At 71.5% G+C, this 21,413-nt stretch carries 15 protein-coding genes and 1 tRNA gene; 8 read left to right on the top strand and 8 right to left on the bottom strand.

All coding sequences use genetic code 11. From position 1 onward, the window contains the following. Together GC203_RS16980 and GC203_RS16975 are read right to left on the bottom strand one after the other, a co-directional pair. On the bottom strand, positions 1-1,950 hold the full coding sequence (locus GC203_RS16980; protein WP_293457014.1) for a heme-binding protein: 1,950 nt from the start codon (positions 1,948-1,950) through the stop codon (positions 1-3). Next, the gene (locus tag GC203_RS16975) at positions 1,947-3,257 is read right to left on the bottom strand and encodes a multiheme c-type cytochrome (protein ID WP_293457011.1); all 1,311 of its coding nucleotides are present in this window, start codon (positions 3,255-3,257) and stop codon (positions 1,947-1,949) included. The genes GC203_RS16980 and GC203_RS16975 overlap by 4 nt, the downstream gene beginning before the upstream one ends. Positions 3,258-3,711: 454 nt before the next feature. Here GC203_RS16975 and GC203_RS16970 point away from each other — a divergent pair, with 454 nt between their 5' ends. From GC203_RS16970 to GC203_RS16945, 6 genes are all read left to right on the top strand, one after another. Beyond that, on the top strand, positions 3,712-5,286 hold the full coding sequence (locus GC203_RS16970; RefSeq protein ID WP_293457008.1) for a ShlB/FhaC/HecB family hemolysin secretion/activation protein: 1,575 nt from the start codon (positions 3,712-3,714) through the stop codon (positions 5,284-5,286). Beyond that, a complete protein-coding gene (locus tag GC203_RS16965) occupies positions 5,283-9,002 on the top strand; it encodes a filamentous hemagglutinin N-terminal domain-containing protein (protein ID WP_293457005.1) in 3,720 nt (1,239 codons plus the stop codon). The genes GC203_RS16970 and GC203_RS16965 overlap by 4 nt, the downstream gene beginning before the upstream one ends. After that, positions 8,999-12,148: a CHAT domain-containing protein gene (locus GC203_RS16960; protein WP_293457002.1), complete on the top strand. Its 3,150-nt coding sequence runs from the start codon at positions 8,999-9,001 to the stop codon at positions 12,146-12,148. The genes GC203_RS16965 and GC203_RS16960 overlap by 4 nt, the downstream gene beginning before the upstream one ends. A gap of 34 nt (positions 12,149-12,182) precedes the next feature. Beyond that, positions 12,183-13,838 carry a glycosyltransferase family 4 protein gene (locus GC203_RS16955; protein WP_293456999.1) on the top strand — a complete coding sequence of 552 codons (1,656 nt, stop codon included), beginning with the start codon at positions 12,183-12,185 and terminating at the stop codon, positions 13,836-13,838. 99 nt (positions 13,839-13,937) lie between these two features. After that, positions 13,938-14,396 carry a hypothetical protein gene (locus GC203_RS16950; RefSeq protein WP_293456996.1) on the top strand — a complete coding sequence of 153 codons (459 nt, stop codon included), beginning with the start codon at positions 13,938-13,940 and terminating at the stop codon, positions 14,394-14,396. Between the two features lie 168 nt (positions 14,397-14,564). Next, positions 14,565-15,278 carry a TorF family putative porin gene (locus GC203_RS16945; RefSeq protein ID WP_293456993.1) on the top strand — a complete coding sequence of 238 codons (714 nt, stop codon included), beginning with the start codon at positions 14,565-14,567 and terminating at the stop codon, positions 15,276-15,278. Positions 15,279-15,294: 16 nt separating this feature from the next. Here GC203_RS16945 and GC203_RS16940 read toward each other — a convergent pair. After that, a tRNA-Lys gene (locus GC203_RS16940) sits at positions 15,295-15,369 on the bottom strand. A 132-nt stretch (positions 15,370-15,501) separates the two neighbouring features. Between GC203_RS16940 and GC203_RS16935 the strand changes: the two genes are divergently transcribed. Then, positions 15,502-16,167: a hypothetical protein gene (locus GC203_RS16935; RefSeq protein ID WP_293456990.1), complete on the top strand. Its 666-nt coding sequence runs from the start codon at positions 15,502-15,504 to the stop codon at positions 16,165-16,167. A 47-nt stretch (positions 16,168-16,214) separates the two neighbouring features. On the opposite strand, the gene tgt is transcribed toward GC203_RS16935, so the two are convergent. Next, entirely contained in the window at positions 16,215-17,390 is a 1,176-nt protein-coding gene (gene tgt / locus GC203_RS16930) for a tRNA guanosine(34) transglycosylase Tgt (RefSeq protein ID WP_293456987.1), read from the bottom strand. Beyond that, a complete protein-coding gene (gene queA, locus GC203_RS16925; protein ID WP_293456984.1) occupies positions 17,390-18,466 on the bottom strand; it encodes a tRNA preQ1(34) S-adenosylmethionine ribosyltransferase-isomerase QueA in 1,077 nt (358 codons plus the stop codon). The genes tgt and queA overlap by 1 nt, the downstream gene beginning before the upstream one ends. Before the next feature lie 54 nt (positions 18,467-18,520). Between queA and GC203_RS16920 the strand changes: the two genes are divergently transcribed. Beyond that, positions 18,521-19,519: an endonuclease/exonuclease/phosphatase family protein gene (locus GC203_RS16920; RefSeq protein ID WP_293456981.1), complete on the top strand. Its 999-nt coding sequence runs from the start codon at positions 18,521-18,523 to the stop codon at positions 19,517-19,519. Here GC203_RS16920 and GC203_RS16915 read toward each other — a convergent pair. Genes GC203_RS16915 through coaD form a run of 3 tightly spaced genes read right to left on the bottom strand, consistent with a single transcriptional unit; the run spans position 19,516 to position 21,361 of the window. After that, the gene (locus GC203_RS16915) at positions 19,516-19,977 is read right to left on the bottom strand and encodes a peptidylprolyl isomerase (RefSeq protein ID WP_293456978.1); all 462 of its coding nucleotides are present in this window, start codon (positions 19,975-19,977) and stop codon (positions 19,516-19,518) included. The genes GC203_RS16920 and GC203_RS16915 overlap by 4 nt on opposite strands. Then, positions 19,977-20,825: a peptidylprolyl isomerase gene (locus GC203_RS16910; RefSeq protein ID WP_293456975.1), complete on the bottom strand. Its 849-nt coding sequence runs from the start codon at positions 20,823-20,825 to the stop codon at positions 19,977-19,979. Before GC203_RS16910 ends, GC203_RS16915 begins: the two co-directional genes overlap by 1 nt. A 41-nt stretch (positions 20,826-20,866) precedes the next feature. After that, a complete protein-coding gene (gene coaD, locus GC203_RS16905) occupies positions 20,867-21,361 on the bottom strand; it encodes a pantetheine-phosphate adenylyltransferase (protein ID WP_293456972.1) in 495 nt (164 codons plus the stop codon). Positions 21,362-21,413 lie beyond the last annotated feature (52 nt).

Genomic DNA, 21,413 nt, shown 5'->3' with positions numbered 1-21,413 from the left:
CTATTTCCCCTCGCACACGTTCTGTTCGTTCGAGTCGAGGAAAGGCGCAAACGGACAACCCACGTAGCGCAGGCGCGTCTTGGTCGGACCCACGAGGAGTTGGTCGGCCCGCATGGCGGTCGCGGCGTTGCCGATGCCGCCCACGCGCAGCCCGGCGTTGTGGGTCCCGAGGAACGAGATCATGTCGTCCTGGTCGATGCCGTCGCCCGACACGCCGATCGCCCCGACCAGGCGGCCGCCGCGGTAGACCGGCACCGAGCCCGAGAAGATCTGCATGCCGTTCTGCATCCGGTTCTGCCCCGGCGCGACGTCGGGCAGGAAGGTGCAGCGGGCCGGCGTGTCGGTCGCCGAGGCGCCGGTGACGTACTGCAGGTGCTGGACGATGTTGGTCAGGATCAGATCGGTCTGCAGGCCGGTGGAGAGCGGGCTCCACTGGCTGATCGGCCGCGAGAACGGGCCGTTGGCCTGGTCGACCTGGCCGTCCGGGAAGAACGGCCGCGAGAGGTTGCCGATCGACTTGGCCGCGAACGCCGTCTTGCCGCTGAACGCGGCGGCGTCGGGGAAGAAGGCGCGCGCCTTCGGAATATAGCCGCGCACCTCGGCGCTGGGATCGGCGCCCAGGTCGTTGGCCGCGGAGAGGCCGGACAGCAGCGAGACGGTCCGCGCCTTCTGGGCCGAAACGTCGATGCCGAAGATCGGCGCGTCGGGCGCCCGCACGATGCCGAGAATCTGGCCGCGGCTGTCCACCACGGTGATCGACACCTGGGCGCGGCTGTCGAGCGGGCGGCGGATCTGGCCGCGCGCGCGGCTCATGATCGTGAAGGCCTCCTCGAGCAGCGTCCGCACCTCGGTCGCGCTGAGGGGCGTCAGCCCGTCGCCCGCGTCGGTGCCGCCCCGGATGGGGAAGCGGTCGTTGCCCGAGCCGTCGGTGAGCACCATGGCGCTCGGGATCGAGAACTCCGACGTGGTGGCCAGGCGCAGGCCCGACCCCTCGGTCCCATAGGTCTGGCCGGCGAGCGCGCCGCCGCCGGCGTAGTAGCCGGTGACCGCGGTGAACGCCCCCGTGCCGGCCGGCAGGCTGGCGAAGGCCGGCGCGCTGGCGGGCGTGGTCCGCAGAGAACTCGTCGTCGCGTCACTGAACCGGAGCGAGGTGCCGTCGACGGTGATGCGGTCGGCCCGGATGTCGGCGGGCGCGTCGAAGCCGACCGTGCCGGCGAGCGCGATCCCCTCCTCCGCGTCGTCGTCGACGTCGAGGATGTTGGTGTCGAAGCCGTAGTCGCCGTCGCCCATCACGCCGATGGCGCCGACCAGCACGCCGTTCTTGTAGAGCGGCAGGCCGCCCGGGTCGGCCGACAGGCCTAGGGGCGCGCGGCGCGGCCCCACGGGCAGGAGCGCCGTGCGCGTCACGACGTCCGAGCAGGGCAGTTGCGAGAACTGGACGCCGAACAGCGGACCGCCCTCCAGCCCGACGGTCGACGGGGCCGGCGGGAAGTGCTCCTGCACGATCTGGCTGGCGGTGCGGGTCGAGAACGCGTTGGCCCCCGACGACAGATAGGCGCCGGTGATGGCCTTGGAGATCGCCGCCGCCGCCGCCGGGACCACGACGCCCTGGGCGCCGGTGTTGACCCCCGTCGGCCCGGCTCGGAGCGTCGCCGTCGCGCGCGCGCCGGTCATCGAATAGACGGCCAGGACATTGCCGACCCGGTCGGTCACTGCGATCACCGACGGCAGGTTGCGCGCCTTGGCCTCGGCGATCGCCTGGGCGAGCACCTTCTGGACATCGGCGGCGCTGAGCGATTCGGCCGCGGGCAGCGTGTAGACGCCGGAACTCGATCCCCCGCCGCTCGACGGCGGCGGCGAGGTGGTGTCGACGCTTCCGCCGCCGCCTCCCCCGCAGGAGGCGAGCGCTAGGGCGGCCAGGAACACGGCCGGACGCGACGCGGACTTCATCTCAGGGACCTCGTAGCCGCAGCCACCTGCGCCAGGGATTCCCGGAAGGCCGCCGGACGATAGGCGTTGGGGTCGCGGACCTGGGCGTAGGCCCGGTCGAGCGCGGGGCGCACCCGCGCGGCCGCGCCGCGGTCCACCTGGCCGGAACTGACGAGGGCGTTCAGCAGCGTGTCGGCCGCCATCACCGCCTGGGCGCTGCCGGTGTAGTCGGTGTAGCGCTTGACCCCGTCACCCGACACCACCGCGTCGAGGATCGCCAGGGTCTCGGCGCGCGAGAACGACCGCGCCGCGAAAGCCGCCGACAGGGCCCGCGCCGTCGCGCCCAGCTTCGACGCCGCCCGGATCGATTCCGCCCGGTCGCGGGTCAGGGCCGTGTGGAAGGCGCGCGAGTCGGCGTCGAGCCGCGCCGCCAGGGCCGGGGCGACCACCTTCGCCGCCGCCGAGAGCATGATCATGTTCTCGTCGTTGAACGGCGGCTGGCCCGCCGGGATGGGCCGGCCGGGATTGGCTTCCCAGGTCGGCCGCGCCTTCGGGTCGTCCGAGATCGCCCGGTGGCAGCTGTGGCAGTCGAAGAAGTAGAATTCAGGGAACGCGCCCTGCCCGCGACCCGGCGCGGCGTAGAGGGACACGGCGCGATCGAGCGCCAGCGCCTGACCGACCGCCCAGGTCTTGACCCCGCCGGCGTAGCCCTTGCGCTTCACATAGTCAGCGTCCACGTCCCAGTGCCGGACGAGGCTGGAGAACAGGTCGAGCTCGAACGACACGCGCGGGTGGCCCGCGGCCATGATCTCGTGGGTCACGAACTGGCCGGGCCGCGAACTGCCGAAGTGGCAATCCAGGCAGACATTGGCGCGGGTGACCGGGTTTTCGAGCGGGACCAGCCCCGCCGCGATATTGGCCTGATGCGAGCCGTCGACCGTGCGGTGGCTCGCCAGCCAGCGGCCCGAGCCGCCGTGGCAGGCCTCGCAGCCGACGCCGTCCGAAAGCTGGAACTGGGCGCCGCGGAGATTCGCCGGAGCCGGGTCGGCGTGACAGCCGAGGCATTCCTTGGCCCGCTGGGCCGGCCCGATGCCGAGTCGCTGGGCGATGGCCTGGGCGCGCGGCTCGGTCAGCACGCGCCACGCGCGGCTGTGCGCCCCCGCCTGACTGGAGCGGTCCTGCCAGGTGATCAGCTCGTTCTGGCGAACGGTCACGCCCGATTCGACCTGCCGGCTGTGGCAGGCCGAGCCCGCACAGGTGGCGACGCCCTCATGGACGTTGCGCGTGGACGCCGATTCCGTGGCCGCGCGCGCCGCGTGGCCGCCCAAGATGACAGACGCCGCGACCGCAGCAGCGACGCAAAGCGCGCCTATCACTCGCGACGCTCGTGCTGCCCCCATTGTCCCTCCCCTGGAACACCCGGCGCATTTCTAGCGGGCTCGTCCCGGCTCCGGTAGCCCGAATACCGCACGATGCCGCGAAAACCGGCGACCGGGCGCCTACAGACGCAATCGCCTCGCGTACTTGGAGTCTCCGCTTAACAACACGTTCTGCGAATTGTAAGAGGCACGCCTAGGGGTGGTACGGAAAGCAATTGGGGTCTGGGGGGCGATGCTCATTTCTTGGCGTCGCGGGAAGGCGCATGGCGTTGGCCTATGGTCACGCGCTTGCCTCGCCGCGATATCCACGGCGGCGGTGGCGACGCCTGTCGGCGCGCTCGCTCAAACGCCTGCCGGACCCGCGCCCGGCACGAGCGCGGCGGAGCTGAATCCGAACACCCGCGTGACGCAGCCACCGCCGCGCGCGCCGGGCGGGGCGTTCTCGCCCGAACCGCCGGGCCCCTGCCCCCTCGAAGGTTCGAGCGTCCAGGTGACGCTGAGCTCGGTGACGTTCCGGGGAACCTCGGCGGTCGATCCGGCCGAACTCAGGGACGCCTACGCGGAATATCTGGGCAGGGCCGAGCCCGTTTCGATCATCTGCGCCATCCGCGATCGCGCCGCGCGCATGATCTTCGACAGCGGCGTGCTGGCCCGCGTCGAGATTCCCGAGCAGCGGATCTCGGGCGGCGCGCTGGTGCTCGAGGTGATCGAGGCGCACGTGGTCAACGTCCGCGTGCGGGGCGACGCCGGCCCGGCCCAGGACGCGATCGAGCGCTACGCCGAGAAGCTCCGCGGCATGACGCCGTTCGACATGGAGAAAGCCCAGCGCTACCTGCTCCTGGCCTCCGACGTGCCCGGCGTGCGCGTCCGCGCGGCGGTCCGGCCCTCGACCAGCAGCGAACGCGGGGCCGTCGACATCGACCTGACCGTGGCCCGGGAAGGGCCCGACGTCTTCGCCAACATCCAGAACTCGGGCTCGAAGCAGGTCGGCCGCTGGGGCGGGCTCGTTCGCGGCGTCTTCGCCGGCTACACCGGCTATGCCGAAAGCACGTCGCTCACCGCCTTCCACACGCTGGACTCCAATGAGCAGTGGCTCGTCCAGATCGCGGAAGCGGCGCGCTACGGCAGCGAGGGCCTGACCGGCCGCGCCGCCCTCACCTACGGCGAAAGCAAGCCCGGGGCGGCGCTGAAGCCGCTGGGGCTGAAGAGCGAATCGCTCGTCGGCAACGCCGAGGTCGCCTACCCGATCATCCGCACGCGCAACCGCAACCTGAGCGTGGCCGGCGGCCTGGATCTCATCGATCAGAAGACCAACATCTCGGGCGCCGGGCGGCTCAGCCACGACAAGCTCCGGGTCGCCTACCTGCGCGCCGACGGCGACTATCGGACCGAGGTCGCGCAGCGGCCCGTGCTGGCCACCGCCGGCGTCAGCCTCCGCAAGGGGCTGTCGATCCTGGGGGGCAGCGACGCGGGCGACCCGGGCCTGACCCGCGCCTTCGCCAAGCCCGACGCCTGGGTGGTCCGCGCCCAGGGCGGCGCCGACATCGCCTTCAGCGACCGGCTCACCGGAATGATCCGCGCGCAGGCGCAGTATTCCGACAGCGGGCTGCTTCCCTACGAGCAGATCTCGCTGGGCGGATTGACGGTCGGCCGCGGCTATGACCCCGCCAGCCTGCTCGGCGACAAGGGCGTCTCCGGCTCCGCCGAACTGCGCTACGGGCCGGTGCAGCTCCATCCCAAGGTCATCGCGGCCCCGTACGCCTTCGTCGACACCGGCTATGTGGCCAACAACAACTCGACGGCCTCGGGCCTGCTCAAGGACCGCACCCTGACGTCGATCGGCGCCGGGGTGATCTTCCGCGTGTTCAACCGGGCCAATCTCGAGGTCACCTACGCCCATCCCCTGGACGCCATCGCGCCGGGCGCGCCGAAGCCCGGCGACCGGCTCCTCATCCAGCTCACGGCCAGCCTGCTATGACGCCGACCCTCCCCACCGTCGCGGCCGCGTCGATCCGACGCTCGCTTCTCAGCAAGACGGCGCTCTGCGGCGCGCTCTGCGGCCTTGGCGCGCTGTCGCCGCAAGCGGCCCGGGCCCTGCCCATCGGCGGCGTCGCGCAGACCGGCGGCGGCGGCGCGCCGGTGATCTCGACCGGGACCGACCGGGTCGACGTGACCCTGAACGCGCCCCGCACGGTCATCAGCTGGGGCTCCTACGACCTCGCGCCCAACGAAACGGCGACCTACAACTTCGGCTCGCGGGACTGGATCGTCCTGAACCGGATCAGCGGCCTGCAGATCTCCCGGATCGAGGGCACGCTGCAGGGCAAGGTCGGCTCGGATTTCGGCGGCAACATCTGGTTCGTCGCAAACAACAGCATCGTCTTCGGCAAGACCGCACAGGTCGACACGGGCGGACTGCTCGCGGTCGTCGGCTCTGCCGACATCACCAGTTTCCTCGATCCGTCCAACACCCTGTTCTCGTTCAGCGGCGGCGACGTGCTGCCCGACTCCAAGGTGATGGTGCTCAGCGGCGGACAGGTGAACGGCCACGGCGGCTTCGTGGCGCTCGCCGGCCCCAAGATCGTGACGCGCTACAACGCCACGGTCACGGCGAGCGATGGCGGCGACGTGCTCTACGGTGCGGCCAAGACGTTCCAGATCCGCCTGGCGCCGGGTGCGGCCGGTGATTTCGACCTCGTCGACTTCATCGTCGCCGACAGCAGCGGCGCGACCGACGCGCGCGTGGCGGCCGACCTGGCGGGCGAGACCAAGGCCAATTCGGTGTTCGTGGCCGCCGTCAGCCGCGCGGCGCTCGGCAGCGCGGTCATCAACGTCGAGGGGCTGATCACCGCCCAGGCGGCGAAGGCCGACGGCGGCGACATCGTGCTGTCGGGCGGCGGCGGCATCGCCAACCGCATGCCCGCGCCGCCGCCGCCAGGCGCCACCGGGGGCGACCTCTACCTCAACAAGGCCTCGGCCTCGCGCGACCTGCTCATCCAGAACGCCGGCCGGATCTTCGCCCGTCCGTGGGCGCGGCCGGCCTCGGAGGCGCTCGACCCGCCGGCGATCAACGACGAGTGCCAGGACATCAACGGCTGCGACAGCGTCGACAACGGCTTCGGGAACGGCAACGGGAACGGCAACGGCAACGGCTTCGGCATGGACGTCGTCGAGAACGTCGAACTGCTGGCCAGCCTGTTCGACCCGACCGCGATCTCGACGATCAACGTCGCGGGCGACGCCCGGATCAACGCCACGGCCAGCATCGAACTGGGGCGGATCATCGCCTCGGGCGACGTGTCGGTGGAGGGCCCGTCGATCAAGGCCAACGCCCTCATCGCCTCGGGCGCCCTGACCGCGACCGCGAGCGACGGCGAGGTGGCGATCTCGGGTATCGGCGCCATGGGCTCCGGCGTCGTCTCGGCCACGACCGACGCCAAGATCGATACGATCACGGCCCCGCAGACGCTCGCGGTTTCGGCCGGCCGCGACATCATCCTGGGCGACGGAACCTCCGATGTCTCGGGGCTCGTCACCCTGACGGCGGCCCGGAACGTCAGGGTCAACCTGGCGTCGGGGAAGATGGACGGCGTCGTCGCCGGCGGCCTGGCCAGCCTGAGCGGCGGCGCGCTCGACATTGGCTCGGTGACCGCATCGCGCCTGCTCGCCCAGGCGCAGAGCGTGAAGATCGGAACGGCGACGAGCGCGACCGACGTCTACGTCTTCTCGACCAGCGGCGCCGCCTCCGTCGGCACGGCCAACGCGGGCGACGACGTCTATATCGAGGCCACCCATGGCGCCGCGTCGCTCGGCGTGGCGAACCTGACCGGCCAGGGCGCCGACTCCGTCAGCCTGACGTTCACCGGCAATACGGACGCCGCCGGCAACGGCCGGGTCGTCAGCGTCCGCTCCTCCGACCTGGACGCCCTGCTGGGACTGGGGACCGGCGGCGTCTCGGGCGCCACGACCGTATCGGTCGCGGCCGGGCAGGACGCCTTCGTGGAAGTGCTGCAGCAGACCTCCGGCGTCCTGAGCGTGGTGGCCGCGCGCGACGCCACGCTGAGGGCGCCTTCGGTGAGCATCGACGCGGTCACGGCCGGGCGCGACCTGACGGTGGGCAGCACGGTCGGCGACTTCACGCTGACGGGCGCGCTCTCCTCCACGCGGAACATCACGATCACCGCGGCGGGCGCGCTGAAGGTGGGCGACGTCCGCGCCGACTCCGGGTCGGTGACGCTCACCGGGGCCAGCGTCGCCGCGGGCGCGGTTTCGGCCAGCGAGGACCTCATCCTCCAGGCGACGAGCGGCGGCGTCAGCACCACCAGCTACGCCGTCGGGCGGGACCTGATCATCCAGGGGTCCACGCTCTCGCTCGGAAGCTCCATCGGGCCGGTCAACCGCGATCTTTCAATTACTTCGTCCGGCAATTTCACGTCGACGACGCCGTTGAGCGCCGGCCGCGACCTGACGCTCGACGTCGCCGGCAAGGCGGTCATCGGCCAGGCCACGGCGGCCGGGAACCTGCGCGTGGTCGCGGGCGACCTCGATCTCACCGGCGCGGTGACGGCGGCCACGGCGCAGATCGAGTCCAAGACGGGCGCCCTGCGGGTCGGCGGGGCGGCCGGCTCGGGCGGCGGGCTCATCCTCGACAACGCCGAGTTCGGCCAGCTGCACGTCGCGGGCCAGCTGCGACTGTACGCCGGCTCGACCACCGGCAGCGCCCGCGGCGGCCTCGTGCTGCAGGACCTGACGATCACCCCGGGCTCGACGCCCAACGTCGCGTTCCTCGTCGGTTCGGCCTTCGACGCCCAGGTTCAGGGCGTCGTGACCCCGGCCACCGGCGGCGGCGTGCTCCGGATCGGCGACGCCAGCGACCTCAGCTGGCGGCCGGGCTCGATCCTGGTCACCGGCGCGCTTGGATCGGCGACGTTCTCCGGCGGCGACTACAGCAACATCAAGGCGTTCGACGACCTGCGGCTCGCCGCCCGGAACGATATCCTGATGGGGTCGCAGCGGTTCATCACCCTGATCCAGGGGACGGACGTGCGCGACATCGACATCTCGTCGGGCCTGCCGTCCGGCGTCGCGCCCGTGGCCGGCGAGCAGTTCAAGATCTTCGCCGCCACCGGACATCTCGAGGTTTCAGCCGAGAACAAGGTGGTCCAGCAGAACACCGCGCCATCCGGCTCGGCCCAGGCGGTGGGACTCTATCTTTCGGGAGCGGCGACGCCCGCCTTGACCATCGACCCGCCGAAGATCCTCGAACTGTACGGCGCGTTCAGCGGCGCCAACGGCCAGACGGTGTCGGGACCCGGCGCGGCAAGCGTCCTCACCTTCACCGTCGTCGACGCCAGCGGCACGCCGACGAACAAGCCGGCCGACGCCGAGTACCGCTTCAACAGCTGCGACGTGGGCACGTCGAACTGCATCGGGCTGTCGGCGGGCGGATCGTCCGCGACGGCCGACCAGAACGCCAGCCTGCTCACCATCCGCGACCAGCTTTCGGACGCGACGATGGACGGATCGCAGACGTCCGAAGAGGCGGGCGAAGCGGCCGTCTCCTCCGAAAGCCTCACCAAGCCTCCGAACCTCCTCGGCATCGCGCCCGCCGACTCCGACGAGATCGTCGTCGATCCGGTGATCACCGGCGCCGGCAGCGAGGAAATCTGGCGCAAGCGCAGGCAGAACCCATGATCAGCAAGCGCATCGTTCTCGCCCTCGGCCTCGGCGGCCTTCTGACCGCCTCGCCGGCCGGCGCCGCCTCGCCGAGCCGGGCCGACCTGATTCCCCTGGGCCGCAGCGCCGCCAGCGGCGCCGTCTGCCAGGCGGTCCGGGACTACGAGGATCCCGTGGTGCAGGCGGCGGGCCGACGGGCCTGGAACATCCGCTGCCGCGGCTGGGACGGCAGCCTCGGGCGGCTCTACGTCCTGCCCAAGTCCGCGGACGCGGGCGTTTGGGAGCAGGCGCTCGCCGGCCGGGCCGAGTGCGCCGAGGCGAAGTCAGAGCCGGTGTCCGGCCTGGGCGCCGTCGAGCGCCGCGCCTGCCGCAGCGCCGCCGCCAAGGCCCCCTATCTCGCCTACCAGAGCCGCAAGGGCGGCTATGTCATCACCGCCGAGGGCGCGGCGCAGATCGCCGACATCCTCGAGACCGGCCTGAAGGTCGTCTCCGGCGAGGCCAAGGCGCCGGACGCCGCCGAGGTGCAGACCTCGGCCGCCAGCGCCGAGATCGCCGCCGACTTCGGCGGCGCGACCGGCGGGCTGGCGCGCGCCCAGGCCGCCGCCGCCGCGGATTCCGCGCGCCTGCGGGCGCGGGCCTACGTCCAGAACAACGAGTGGCGGTTCGAGAAGGCGGAAACCGACTTCCAGGCGCTGGTGGCCGACGCCCAGTCGCGCCACGCGCCGCCGGCCGAGTTGGGCGAGGCCATGCTCAACCTGGCGCTAAACGTCTCGAACAACGGCCGCTTCGCCGAAGCCGACAAGCTGTTCGCCGACGCCGACGCCCAGATCGCGGCGGCGAACGACCCGCTGCTGGCCGCCCGGGCGCGGACCTATCGCGCCCTGCACCTGCGCAACGCCGGACGCTTCGCCGACGCCGCCGCGGCGGGCCGCGCGGCCCTGCGGGCCAACGAGGAGGCGCGCGCCGCCCATGGCATTCCCTCTGGCGGCCCGGCGGTCACCAAGACGGCCGACGGCGGCGTGGCGATCGGATCGGATCTCGCCATCGCGCTGAACAGCAGCCCCAGCGGCCGCGACATCCTGGGCGGGAGCAAGGTCGCCCTGGCCGACAAGCTGATGGTGCAGGACGCCCAGGCGCTGGAAGTCGTCGGGTCATCCCTGTCGGCCCAGGGCGACGCGGCGGGCGCCCGCCAGGCGCTCGACCGGGCCAGCGCCCTGCTGTCCGCCGCCGAGGCCACCGGCGCCGTGAACGTCTGGCTGCGCGCGCGCGTCAACGCCGACTTCGGCGACCTCGACATGGACGCCGGCCAGCCGGCCGCGGCGGTCGGCAAGTACGACGCGGCGATCAAGACGATCCGTCTGCGCCATGCCGGCACGGCCGCCGAAGCGGGCCTGCTGCTCGACCTGGGCCGCGCCCAGACCCGCGCCGGCCAGGACGACGACGCCCTCGCCACCTACGCCCGCGCCTTCGCGCTGTTCCAGCAGCAGCGCGGCGCGCTCGGAGCCTCGGCGGACTCGGCCGCGCCCTACTTCGACCTGCTGCTCAAGCGGATTCAGAGCGATCCGGCGAAGGCCGACGAGTACAAGGCGCGCTTCTTCGGCGCCGCCGAGAGCGTGATCTCCAACGCCACCGCCCAGACGGTGTCGAAGCTGGCCGCCCGCGTGGCGTCGGGCGACGGCGCCATCACCGGGCTCGTCCGGGCGCTGGACGACACGCGCCGCGAGCTGCGCGCCACCGAGGCCCAGGCCGCGAACCTGCAGGCGGCCGACGCCTACACCGGTCCCGAGCGCGAGGCGGTGGAAACCAAACTCGCGTCCCTTCAAAAGCAGGCGGACGTGCTGGAGGCGCAGCTGCTCGCCGCCAACCCGCGGTACTCCCAGCTGGTGTCGTCCGAGGCCTCCCTGGCCGACCTGCAGAAGACGCTGGGCAAGGACGAGGTGTTCCTGAAGGTCCTGCTGCTCAACACGGGCAGCTACGGCATCCTGGTGTCGCCCACCGCGGCCAAGCCCTACGCGATCGACATGACGCGAGGCGCCGTCGGCGCTGCCGTCGTGCGCCTGCGCTCGGTCTTCGAGGCCGAGGAGACCCTGCCCCCGTTCGACGTCGCCGCTTCCTATGACCTCTTCCAGAAGCTGTTCGGTCCCGTCGCCTCCGACGTGCTGGCGGCGAAGCACCTGGTCTACGAGCCCGACGGCGCGCTGATCTCGCTGCCGGTGGCGACGATGGTCACGGCCGATCCCAAGGCGATCGTGGCCGCCACGAGGCCCGGCGCCGATCCCGACTATCGCCAGGTGGCGTGGCTGGGCGCCCGCACCGACTCCGTGCTCGTGCTGTCGGCGGCCAGCTTCATGCAGTCCCGGGCGTTCGCGCCGTCGCAGGCCAAGCGCAGCTTCCTGGCCTTCGCCGACCCGGCGACGCCCGCGCGCAGCGACAACCAGGCCTACTCGTCGGTGGTGCGCCGTTCGGTCAACCTGCGGGTCGGACGCGACCTGGGCGACATCTGCGAGAACACGCGCCTGGCGCTGCTGGAGATGCCGCCCCTGCCCGACACGGCCGACGAGGTCCGCGAGGTGGGCGCGAGCATCGGCGGGGCCGGCGAGCAGATCGTCACGGGCGCGGCGTTCACCGACGCCGGCGTGAAGGCCCGCAATGACCTCGCCGACTACAAGGTCCTCTATTTCGCGACCCACGGGCTGCTGCCGCAGCCGTCGGCCTGCCTGCCCGAGCCCGCGCTGATGACGTCGGTGGGCATCGGCGACAGCGACGGCCTGCTCGACACCAGCGAGATCCTCGACCTGAAGCTCGACGCGGACCTGGTGGTGCTTTCGGCCTGCGACACCGGCGGGGCCGGCGGCGACGCCAGCGAGACGGGCCTGCAGGGCGGCGGCGAGGCCCTGGGCGGCCTGGCCCGCGCCGTGATCTACGCCGGCGGCCGCGCGCTGATCGTCTCGCACTGGTCGGTGGACTCGGTGGCCACGGTGCGGCTGATGACCGGGATGTTCTCGGCCAACGCCCCCACCAAGGCCGAGGCGCTGCTCGACTCTCAGGTGGCGCTCCAGCAGACCGCCCAGTGGTCGCACCCCTACTTCTGGGCGCCCTTCACCATCGTGGGCGACGGCTCGCGGCCGCTGCCCAACGCCACGGCGCAGGTCGCGCAGCATTGACGCCCGGCGCCGGCTCGGCGTCTCCAGGGGGATCATGGCCAACGCCGCGATTCAGCTGAACACCGAGCCCTACGATGCGTCGATGACGCATCCGATGGGCCGCGTCTCCGCCGGCGAGGGCTTCCTGCGCGGGTTCCTCGAATACGCCGACGTCGACCGGCTGTGGCTCTGGAACGTCTACGAGCAGGACCGGAGCGAGATCGAGGCCCTGCTGCAGCGCCTCGGCCCGCCGAAGCAGCCGGTCTCCTGGCTGGGCCGCGGCGACCGGGTCGCGCTGGCCGAACCGGGCGCGCTCTACATCCCGACGCCGGAGATGAAGACCGAGGCCTGGGCGCGGTGGGCGACCGGCGCCACGGCCTATTCCCTGACCGGCGTGACCCATACCATCGCCGAGACCTACATCCTCGACGAGATCGCCGCCCTCCTCACCGCCCCGCTGGAGCCGTGGGACGCGCTGATCTGCACCTCGGAGGCCGGACGCAAGGCGGTGGAGACGCTCCTGGAGGCCGTCGCCACCTATCTCCAGGAGCGGTTCGGGGCCGCGCGAATCCCGCCCGCCCAGCTGGTCACCATCCCGCTTGGCGTCCACTGCGACGACTTCGTGGCCGCGCCCGACGCGCGCCACGCGTGGCGGGAGGCGCTGGACATCCCGGCCGACGCGCCGGCGGCGCTGCACCTGGGCCGCTTCAGCGCTACGACCAAGATGCACCCGGGCCCGATGGGCCTGGCCCTGCAGGAAGCCGCCCGCCGGGTCGGGCGGCCGGTCTACTGGATACTCTTCGGCGGCGCGCGGCGCCCGGAGGAGGACGAGGCCTTCCGCGCCGCCGCCACGGCGTTCTGCGAGGACGTGGAGGTCCGCTTCGCGCCCGACACCTCGGCGGCCACCCGGAGCGGCGTGCTGGCGGCGGCCGACGTCTTCCTGTCGTTCTCCGACAACATCCAGGAGACGTTCGGCCTGACGCCGGTCGAGGCCATGGCGGCGGGACTGCCGGTGGTGGTCAGCGACTGGGACGGCTACCGCGACACGGTCCGGCACGGCGTCGACGGCTTCCGCATCCGCACCACCACGCCGCGACCCGGGCTGGCGGCCGACCTCGCCTACGCCCACGCCCACCGGCTGATGTCGTTCGAGGCCTACGCCGGGGCGGCCTCGCTCCTCACGGCCATCGACATCCCCGACGCGGCCGAGGCGCTGACGGCGCTGTTCGGCGACGCCGACCTGCGGCGACGCATAGGCGAGGCGGCGACCCGCCGCGTCCGCGAGACGCTCGACTGGCGCACGGTCATTCCCCAATACCAGGCCCTGTGGGCCGAGCTCGCCCGACGCCGCCAGGCGGCGCCTCCGCGGCCGGCGCTGGAGAACCCGTATCGCCCCGACCCCTTCCGGATGTTCGGGGCCTACCCGAGCGCGACGCTTTCCGAGGCCGACGTGCTCGGGCTGGCGCGCCCCATGGCGCCCGGCGAGGCGAGCAGGCTCACGGCGCGCCCCGGCGTACGTGCATCCGCCGCGCGACTGCCCGACGACGCCGAGGTCGAGGTCATCGTGGCGGCGCTGGATGCGGACTCCCGGAGCGTCGTCGATCTGCTCGCCATCTTTCCGCCGGATCGCCGTCCGTTCATCGAGCGCGGGCTGGTCTGGCTCATCAAGTTTGGCGTCTTGCGTCTTCGGAGCGGGCGTCTGCGTAACTGAAGTACAAACCGGCGCTTCAGGTACCGTTCAGCCGGCCCATGTGGTAGTCTGCATATCGATGCACGACGTGGACTCAGAGGACGTACGGGGGTCAGATTGATGCGTAAGCTGTTGATTGGGGTTGTGCTTTCCGTGGCGTTCGGGGGCGCCGCCGCGGCGAGCGACTACATCGTGGTCAGTTCCAGCGACCCGTCGATTCCGCGCGGCCAGGCGCTGGACGCCGGTGCGCGGGTGGCGCTGGGCGCCGGCAAGACGATCACCGTGATGCGCGCGACCGGCGAAGTCATGACGCTGAAGGGCGGCGCCTCCGGCGTCATCGTGCCGGCCGCCAAGATGGCCGCCGCCGATTCCGCCCGCTTCGAAACCCTGCGCGCGCTGGTCGAGCCGCCGCCCCAGGGCCGCACGTTCGGGGCCCGCCGCGGCGGCATCTGCCCGGCGATCGAGAGCCTGACCAGCCTGGACGACATCGTCCGCGTGGCCGAGACCAGTGGCTGCAAGACCGTCGCCCGCAAGGCGCTGGACGCCTACCTGGCCAAGACCGGCGTCGACAACCCGTAGCGCGGGCCGACGCGTGATGCTTCGAAGCGCCGCCCCCGGAAAGGGGGCGGCGTTTTGCGTTCCGGCGCGCACCGCCCGATGTCGTTAAGAGTAGCTTATGGCGGCCGCCGCTAATGAAGCGGGCAGCGGGTTCGCCTCGCGTGGACGCGCGCCACCAGGGAGGCTTCCATGATCCAACGCGCCCTTCGTCATCGGCATTTCGCATCGTCGAGCGTGGCCGCCATCGCGGCGCTGGCCGCGGCGGGCCTCGCCGCGCCGGCCTGCGCGGAGGACGTATCGGTGTCGTTCAACGTCGGGGCCGCATCGGACTACGTGTTCCGCGGCTTCAGCCAGACCGACCGGGATCCCGAAATCTACGGCAGCGTCGATGCTTCGGCGGGCATCGCCTACGCCGGCGTCTGGGTCTCCAATGTCGACTTCAACAACGGCACCGACGCCGAGTTCGACCTCTACGCCGGGATCACGCCCCAGGCCGGCCCCGTCAGCCTCGACATCGGAATCCTGTACTACGGCTACACCGACCAACCGAAGGGCAGCCACGAGGACTATTTCGAGGGCAAGGTCGCCGCCTCCGTGCCGGCCGGACCCGCCACCCTGGGCGCCGCCGTCTACTATTCGCCGGAGAACTTCGGGAAGACGGGCGCGGCGGTCTACTACGAGGTGAACGCCCAGACGACGATCCCCGGAACCTCCTTCTCGCTCTCCGGCGCCCTCGGGCGGCAGGAGGTCAAGGGGTCGGGCGACTTCAACACCTGGAACCTCGGCGTCGGATATGCGCTCGGCGACCATGTGGGCGTGGACGTCCGCTACTGGGACACCGACGTCAGCGGCGACAGGCTGGCGAAGAGCCGCGTGGTGGCCGGCATCAAGCTGACGTTCTGATCCGCAGACGCGCGGGTGGTAGGCCGGCTGGGGGTCGAACCCAGGACCATTCGATTAAAAGTCGAATGCTCTACCACTGAGCTACCGGCCCTCGACGCCGGTACGTACTGGGACGCCCCGGGCCAAGCGGCGCGGAAACTAGAGGGCGGCGCGCGAAAGGGGAAGCCCCGCATTCGCCCACCTCGGCCTTAACAACGCCGCAAGTCGGCGTATTGTCGAGGTTATGAGGTCGGCCGCGCTTCGCCGGATCGTCGCTGCGCTGATCGTCGCCGGGCTTCCCGTGGCGACGGTCGACGAAGGCTGGGCCGCGACCAGGAAGAAGACCGTCCAGCAGGCGCCCCCGCCCCCACCGGCTCCGGCCGATCCCGCCGATCAGGTGAAGACCTCCGACGACGTGAAAAAGGGCAGCGTCGAAGGCGCCGTGACCACGCCGCTGCGCGACCTCAACATGGGCAAGACCAAGATTCCCGAAGTCCTGCTTCAGGCGCTGAGCGATCCCTACGCGCGGCCGCCGCCGCGCTGGAAGTGCCCGCAGCTCGCCGCCCTCATCGTGCCGCTGAACGTCGCGCTGGGTCCCGACCTCGACCTCGTGCCGCCGGGCGACGAGGACCTGACGGAACGCGGCAAGTCCGCCGCGCTCGGCACGGCCGGCGACCTCGCGGCCAGCGCCATTCCCTTCCGCGGAGTGGTCCGGAGGCTCTCTGGCGCCGAAGCGCACGACAAGCTCGTCCAGTCGGCCATCATCGCCGGCAACGTTCGCAGGGCCTATCTGAAGGGCCTGGGCGAGGCCCGCGGCTGCAAGCCGCCCGCCACGCCGTCGCACGAGCGCGCGGGCACGGCTCCCGCCGTCGACGAGCAGGCGCCTAAGCCGAAGTATCCGACCCGCTAGAGCCCGTCAGGGTGAAGTGGATGCCGGTTCACCCGCCTGGACGGGCTCTACACTCTTGAAGATCGAGCCTTCTTGTCCGGATCAAGTGATGCCACTTGATCCGGGAAGGCTCTAGAATTCTGGCGCGCCGCGAACGCCGCGCGGAACGCCTCGAACCGCCCCTCGGCGATGGCGGCGCGCATCTCCGCCATCAGGGCCTGGAAGAAGGCCAGGTTGTGCCAGGAGAGCAGCACCTGCCCCAGGATCTCACTGGCCTTGACCAGATGGTGCAGATAGGCCCTGGAATAGTCGCGGCTTGCCGACACGGCGCTCGCCGGGTCCAGGGGCGCCTCGTCCTCCGCGAACCGGGCGTTCTTCAGATTGATCGGGCCGTCCCAGGTCCAGGCCTGGCCGTGGCGCCCGGAGCGCGTGGGCAGCACGCAGTCGAACATGTCGACGCCCCGCGCCACCGCCTCGACGATGTCGATGGGCTTGCCGACGCCCATGAGGTAGCGCGGGCGGTCGGGCGGCAGCATGCCAGGGGCGAAGTCCAGCACCTCCACCATGGCCTGGTGCCCCTCGCCCACGGCCAAGCCGCCGATGGCGTAGCCGTCGAAGCCGATCTCGGTGAGGCGTTCGGCCGACTCCCGGCGCAGGGCCTCGTCGGTCCCGCCCTGCTGGATGCCGAACAGCGCCTGGCTATCTCGTTCGCCGAACGCGTTCTTCGATCGCTCGCCCCAGCGCGCCGAGCGCCGCATGGCCGCGGCGACGCGCTCCCGTTCCGCCGGGAGGCCCACCAGTTCGTCGAGCTGCATCACGATGTCGGAGCCCAGCAGGTCGGCCTGGATCTCGATGGAGCGTTCGGGCGTCAGGGCGTGGCGGCTGCCGTCGAGGTGGCTCTGGAAGGTGACGCCCTCCTCCGTGACCTTGGAGATCTTGGACAGCGACATCACCTGGAAGCCGCCCGAGTCGGTGAGGATCGGCTTCTCCCAGCGCATGAAGCGGTGCAGGCCGCCCATTCGCCGCACCCGCTCGGCCGTCGGGCGGAGCATCAGGTGATAGGTGTTGCCCAGCAGGATGTCGGCGCCGGTCTCGGCCACCTGCTCGACCGTGAGCGCCTTCACCGTGCCCGCCGTGCCCACGGGCATGAAGGCGGGCGTGCGCACCTCGCCGCGCGGGGTGACGAGGCGGCCCGTGCGCGCGCGCCCGTCCTCAGCCTCGACGGTGAACGGAAACGCCCCCATCAGCGCGCCCGCCAGAGCAGGCCGGCGTCGCCGTAGGAGTAGAAGCGGTAGCCCGCCTCCACGGCGTGGGCGTAGGCCGCGTGCATGCGCTCCAGGCCGGAAAACGCGGCGACGAGCATGAACAGGGTTGATTTCGGCAGGTGGAAGTTGGTCATCAGCCCGTCGACGGCGCGGAACCGGTAACCCGGTGTGATGAAGATGGCCGTCTCGTCCGCGAACGGCCGGATCAGCCCGTCCTCGCCCGCGGCGCTCTCCAGCAGGCGCAGCGAGGTGGTGCCCACGCACACGATCCGCCCGCCGGCGGCGCGCGCCGCATTGAGCCGCTCGGCGACGCCGACCGCCACCTCGCCCCACTCGGCGTGCATGCGGTGCTCGGCGATGCGCTCGACCTTGACCGGCAGGAAGGTGCCGGCGCCCACGTGCAGCGTGACCCGTTCGACGCCGACGCCCATGGCCGCCAGCCGGTCCATCAGTTCGGGCGTGAAGTGGAGCCCGGCGGTCGGGGCGGCCACCGAGCCGTCCTCGGCGGCGTAGATCGTCTGATAGTCGGCGCGGTCGCGGGCGTCCTCCGGCCGCTTCGCGGCGATGTAGGGCGGCAGCGGCATCATGCCCCGCTCGGCGATGGCGGCCATCAGGTCGGGGCCGGACAGGTCGAAGGCCAGGGTGACCTCCCCGCCCTCCCCCTTGTCGCGGACGGTCGCGTCCAGGCTGGCCAGGGCGCAGGCGCGATCCTCGGCCGCGCCGAAGGCGATGCGGTCGCCGACGGCCAGGCGCTTGCCGGGGCGCATGAAGGCGGTCCAGACGTGGCCCGCAGTCTGGCGGTGCAAGGTGGCCTCCACCGCCACGCGGCTCTCTCCGCGAATCCGCACGCCCTTGAGCCGCGCCGGGATCACGCGGGTGTCGTTGACGACCAGAACGTCGCCGGCCCGCAGCTCGCCGGGCAGGTCGCGCACGGTCAGATCCCGCAAGGGACCCTCCGGAGCGACCACGAGCAGCCGCGCCGCGTCGCGCGGTTCGGCGGGCCGCAGCGCGATCCGGTCATCCGGCAGGTGGAAATCGAAATCGTCTAGCGTCATGAAGGGCGAGGTGAAGGCCACGCGGCGCCGCGCGCGTCAAGCTCGGGACAACAGATGCGGCGGTTCGTCGATGGATTGAACGTGGCGCTGACCGTGGTCGTGCTGGCGGCGGCGCTCGCCGCCCTGCTGGCGCTGACCGGGGGGCGGGTGACGCGCCTGGACGTGCTGGCCCACTTCGCGCCGCTCTACGCCGGCCTCGGAGCCCTGGGCGGACTCTGGGCGCTGGCGGCGGGGCGCGGCCCGGTCGCGGGCGCGGCGATCCTGGCGATCGTGGCGGGCGGCCTGCTGATGGCCCCGGAGTTCCAGCGCGACACCGGGCCGACGGCGCCGCCCGGCGCGCCGGGCGCGATCAAGGTCATCCAGATCAACGCGCTCCGCAGCAACGCCGACATCGAGCGCGTCGTGGATTGGGTGACCGCCCAGCACGCCGACGTGGTGACGATCAACGAGGCGCGGCACGACCTTCGCGACCTGCTGATCAAGCGCACCGGCTGGCAGACGGCCGGCGCCCACGGCAACCTGATCATCTTCACGCCGCAGCCCTACACGCGGATGAACCGGCCGCGGCGGAAGCCGCCGTGGACGCTGTCCTTCGTGAACGCCAGCTATGCAAGCCCGGACGGCCCGATGGAGCTGGTCACCGCGCACCTCGGCTGGCGCATCAGCGACGCGGCCGAGGCCCAGGCCCGGGACCTCGTGACCGTGGTCTCGCGCCTGCCGCGGGAGCGGATGATCCTGACCGGCGACCTCAACGCCACGCCCTGGTCGGCGGAGTTGCGGGGCCTGGACGACGAACTCGGCCTGATCCGCCGCGACCGCGCGCTCCCCACCTGGCCGGCCCAGGTCTTCGGGCGGCCCTGGCCCTGGCCCTTCCTGCCGATCGACCACGTCTACGCCGGCCCCGGCTGGGCGACGGTCAAGGTGGAGCGCGGCCCCTGGCTGGGCTCGGACCACTATCCGCTGGTCGTCACCCTGGCGCCGCGCGAGGGCCCGCCCGGCGAACCCGAACGACGGGCGCCGTCCGGCGGCGAGGTGCTTCCGCCCGGCTCCTAGGAGTCGGCGCCAACCTTCATCGAGACGATCTTGCCCGGGCTGCGCGGCGGCTCGCCCTTGGGCAGGGCGTCGATGTTCTCCATGCCCTCGGTCACCACGCCCCAGACGGTGTACTGGCCGTCGAGGAAGCGGGCGTCGTCGAAGCAGATGAAGAACTGGCTGTTGGCCGAGTTCGGGTTGGCCGTGCGCGCCATCGAGCACACGCCGCGCACGTGCGGCTCCCGGGAGAATTCGGCGGGGAGGTTCGGCTTGTCGGAGCCGCCCATGCCGCTGCCGGTCGGATCGCCGCCCTGGGCCATGAAGCCATCGATGACCCGGTGGAAGACCACGCCGTCGTAGAAGCCCTCGCGGGCAAGCTCCTTGATCCGCGCCACGTGCTGGGGCGCCAGATCGGGCCGCAGCTCGATCTTCACCGGGCCGGTTTCGAGCTCCATCAGGAGTGTGTTTTCCGCATCCATCACTTCACCTCGACAGGAATTTTCACGTCACAGGCCGAAAACGGCGCGCCGCCGGCCGCAGCGACCGCCCGAGCCATCTCGGTCTTGAACCATTTTCCGGACGGATCGATCACCCGGATCTTCGGACGATCGGTCTCCGGCATGTCGCTGAGCAGGCGCAGGCGCTCCATCCGGTCCTGCGGCTCGGGCACCGGCTCGCCGGTCTTGATGGCGGTCACCACCTCCTGGCCGGAGATCACCCGGCCCCAGGCCGTGTAGCGCTTCTCCAGCTTGGGATAGCTGTCGCGCATCAGGAAGAACTGGCTGTTGGCCGAGGCCTCCTCCTGACCGCGCGCCGCGCCGGCCACGCCGGGGCAATAGAGCGCCCAGCCCGAAATCTTCTGGTCCTTGGTCAGCGGCGCCAGCATCATCGACTGGGTGGTGACCGGCAGCGACTTGATGAAGCCGACCTCGGCCACGCTCTGGTCCTGGGCCAGGGCGAACGGCATGTCGGCGCCGCGGCGGAACGTGAACTCCGCCGGCAGGTCGGGCAGGTCGGAGCCGCCCGTGCCGCGGTTCTCGGGATCGCCGGTCTGGTCCATGAATCCTTCGATCACCCGGAAGAACGTCTGGCCGTCGTAGAAGTGGCGCCGGGCCAGTTCGCGCACCCGCGCGACGAACTGCGGCGCGACCTCGGGGATCATCTCCACGATGATCCGGCCCTTGTTGGTGTCGATCACCAGGATGTCGTCGGGGTTCGGCGTGCGCCAGTCCGAGGCGGCGGGCGGCGCGGAACCGGCCGGCGCCTGGGCGGCGACGGGAGCCGCAAGGGCCGCCAGGCAGGCGGCAAGCACGAGAGAACGCTTCATCGCGCCTCTCCTAGCCGCCCGAGGCGCGGTCCGCCAGTGGATCAGCCCCGGCCAACCTTTTCCATCAGCCGGTCCTTGATCGCCGGGCTGACGAAGCTGTTCACGTCCCCGCCGAGCTGGGCGATCTCCTTCACCAGCTTCGAAGCGATGGCCTGGTGGCGCGGATCGGCCATGAAGAAGACCGTCTCGATCTCGCGGTCGAGCTGCTGGTTCATGGCGGTCATCTGGAATTCGAACTCGAAGTCGGCCACCGCGCGCAAGCCGCGCACGATCACCTGCGCCCCCACCTCGCGGGCGAAGTGCATGGTGAGGCCTTCGAAGGGCTGGACCGTGATGTCGGCCTTGTTCCGCAGGGGCGCCACGGCCTCCTCGACGATCGCCACGCGTTCGTCGAGCGAGAACAGCGGGCCCTTGCCGGCGTTGATCGCGACGCCGATCACCAGCCGGTCCACCAGCTTCACGGCCCGCCCCATGATATCGGTGTGGCCGTTGTGAATGGGATCGAACGTGCCCGGATAGAGGCCGACTCGAGTCATGGACGCTGGTCCCCCAACACACCCTTTCCCTCGCGTTTCGCCGCCGAGGCCG

It is taken from the genome of Phenylobacterium sp. (assembly GCF_016124325.1).
In the GTDB taxonomy this organism is placed as follows: Bacteria; Pseudomonadota; Alphaproteobacteria; order Caulobacterales; family Caulobacteraceae; genus Phenylobacterium.
This window is presented reverse-complemented; position numbering and strand designations above follow the sequence as displayed.

Bases quoted from the DNA above. Each gene is read 5' to 3' on its own strand.
- GC203_RS16950 (WP_293456996.1), top strand. From the start codon at position 13,938: ATGCGTAAGCTGTTGATTGGGGTTGTGCTTTCCGTGGCGTTCGGGGGC.
- GC203_RS16915 (WP_293456978.1), bottom strand. From the start codon at position 19,977: ATGGATGCGGAAAACACACTCCTGATGGAGCTCGAAACCGGCCCGGTG.
- GC203_RS16965 (WP_293457005.1), top strand. From the start codon at position 5,283: ATGACGCCGACCCTCCCCACCGTCGCGGCCGCGTCGATCCGACGCTCG.
- tgt (WP_293456987.1), bottom strand. From the start codon at position 17,390: ATGGGGGCGTTTCCGTTCACCGTCGAGGCTGAGGACGGGCGCGCGCGC.
- GC203_RS16935 (WP_293456990.1), top strand. From the start codon at position 15,502: ATGAGGTCGGCCGCGCTTCGCCGGATCGTCGCTGCGCTGATCGTCGCC.
- GC203_RS16945 (WP_293456993.1), top strand. From the start codon at position 14,565: ATGATCCAACGCGCCCTTCGTCATCGGCATTTCGCATCGTCGAGCGTG.
- GC203_RS16960 (WP_293457002.1), top strand. From the start codon at position 8,999: ATGATCAGCAAGCGCATCGTTCTCGCCCTCGGCCTCGGCGGCCTTCTG.
- GC203_RS16910 (WP_293456975.1), bottom strand. From the start codon at position 20,825: ATGAAGCGTTCTCTCGTGCTTGCCGCCTGCCTGGCGGCCCTTGCGGCT.
- GC203_RS16980 (WP_293457014.1), bottom strand. From the start codon at position 1,950: ATGAAGTCCGCGTCGCGTCCGGCCGTGTTCCTGGCCGCCCTAGCGCTC.
- queA (WP_293456984.1), bottom strand. From the start codon at position 18,466: ATGACGCTAGACGATTTCGATTTCCACCTGCCGGATGACCGGATCGCG.
- GC203_RS16955 (WP_293456999.1), top strand. From the start codon at position 12,183: ATGGCCAACGCCGCGATTCAGCTGAACACCGAGCCCTACGATGCGTCG.
- coaD (WP_293456972.1), bottom strand. From the start codon at position 21,361: ATGACTCGAGTCGGCCTCTATCCGGGCACGTTCGATCCCATTCACAAC.
- GC203_RS16920 (WP_293456981.1), top strand. From the start codon at position 18,521: ATGCGGCGGTTCGTCGATGGATTGAACGTGGCGCTGACCGTGGTCGTG.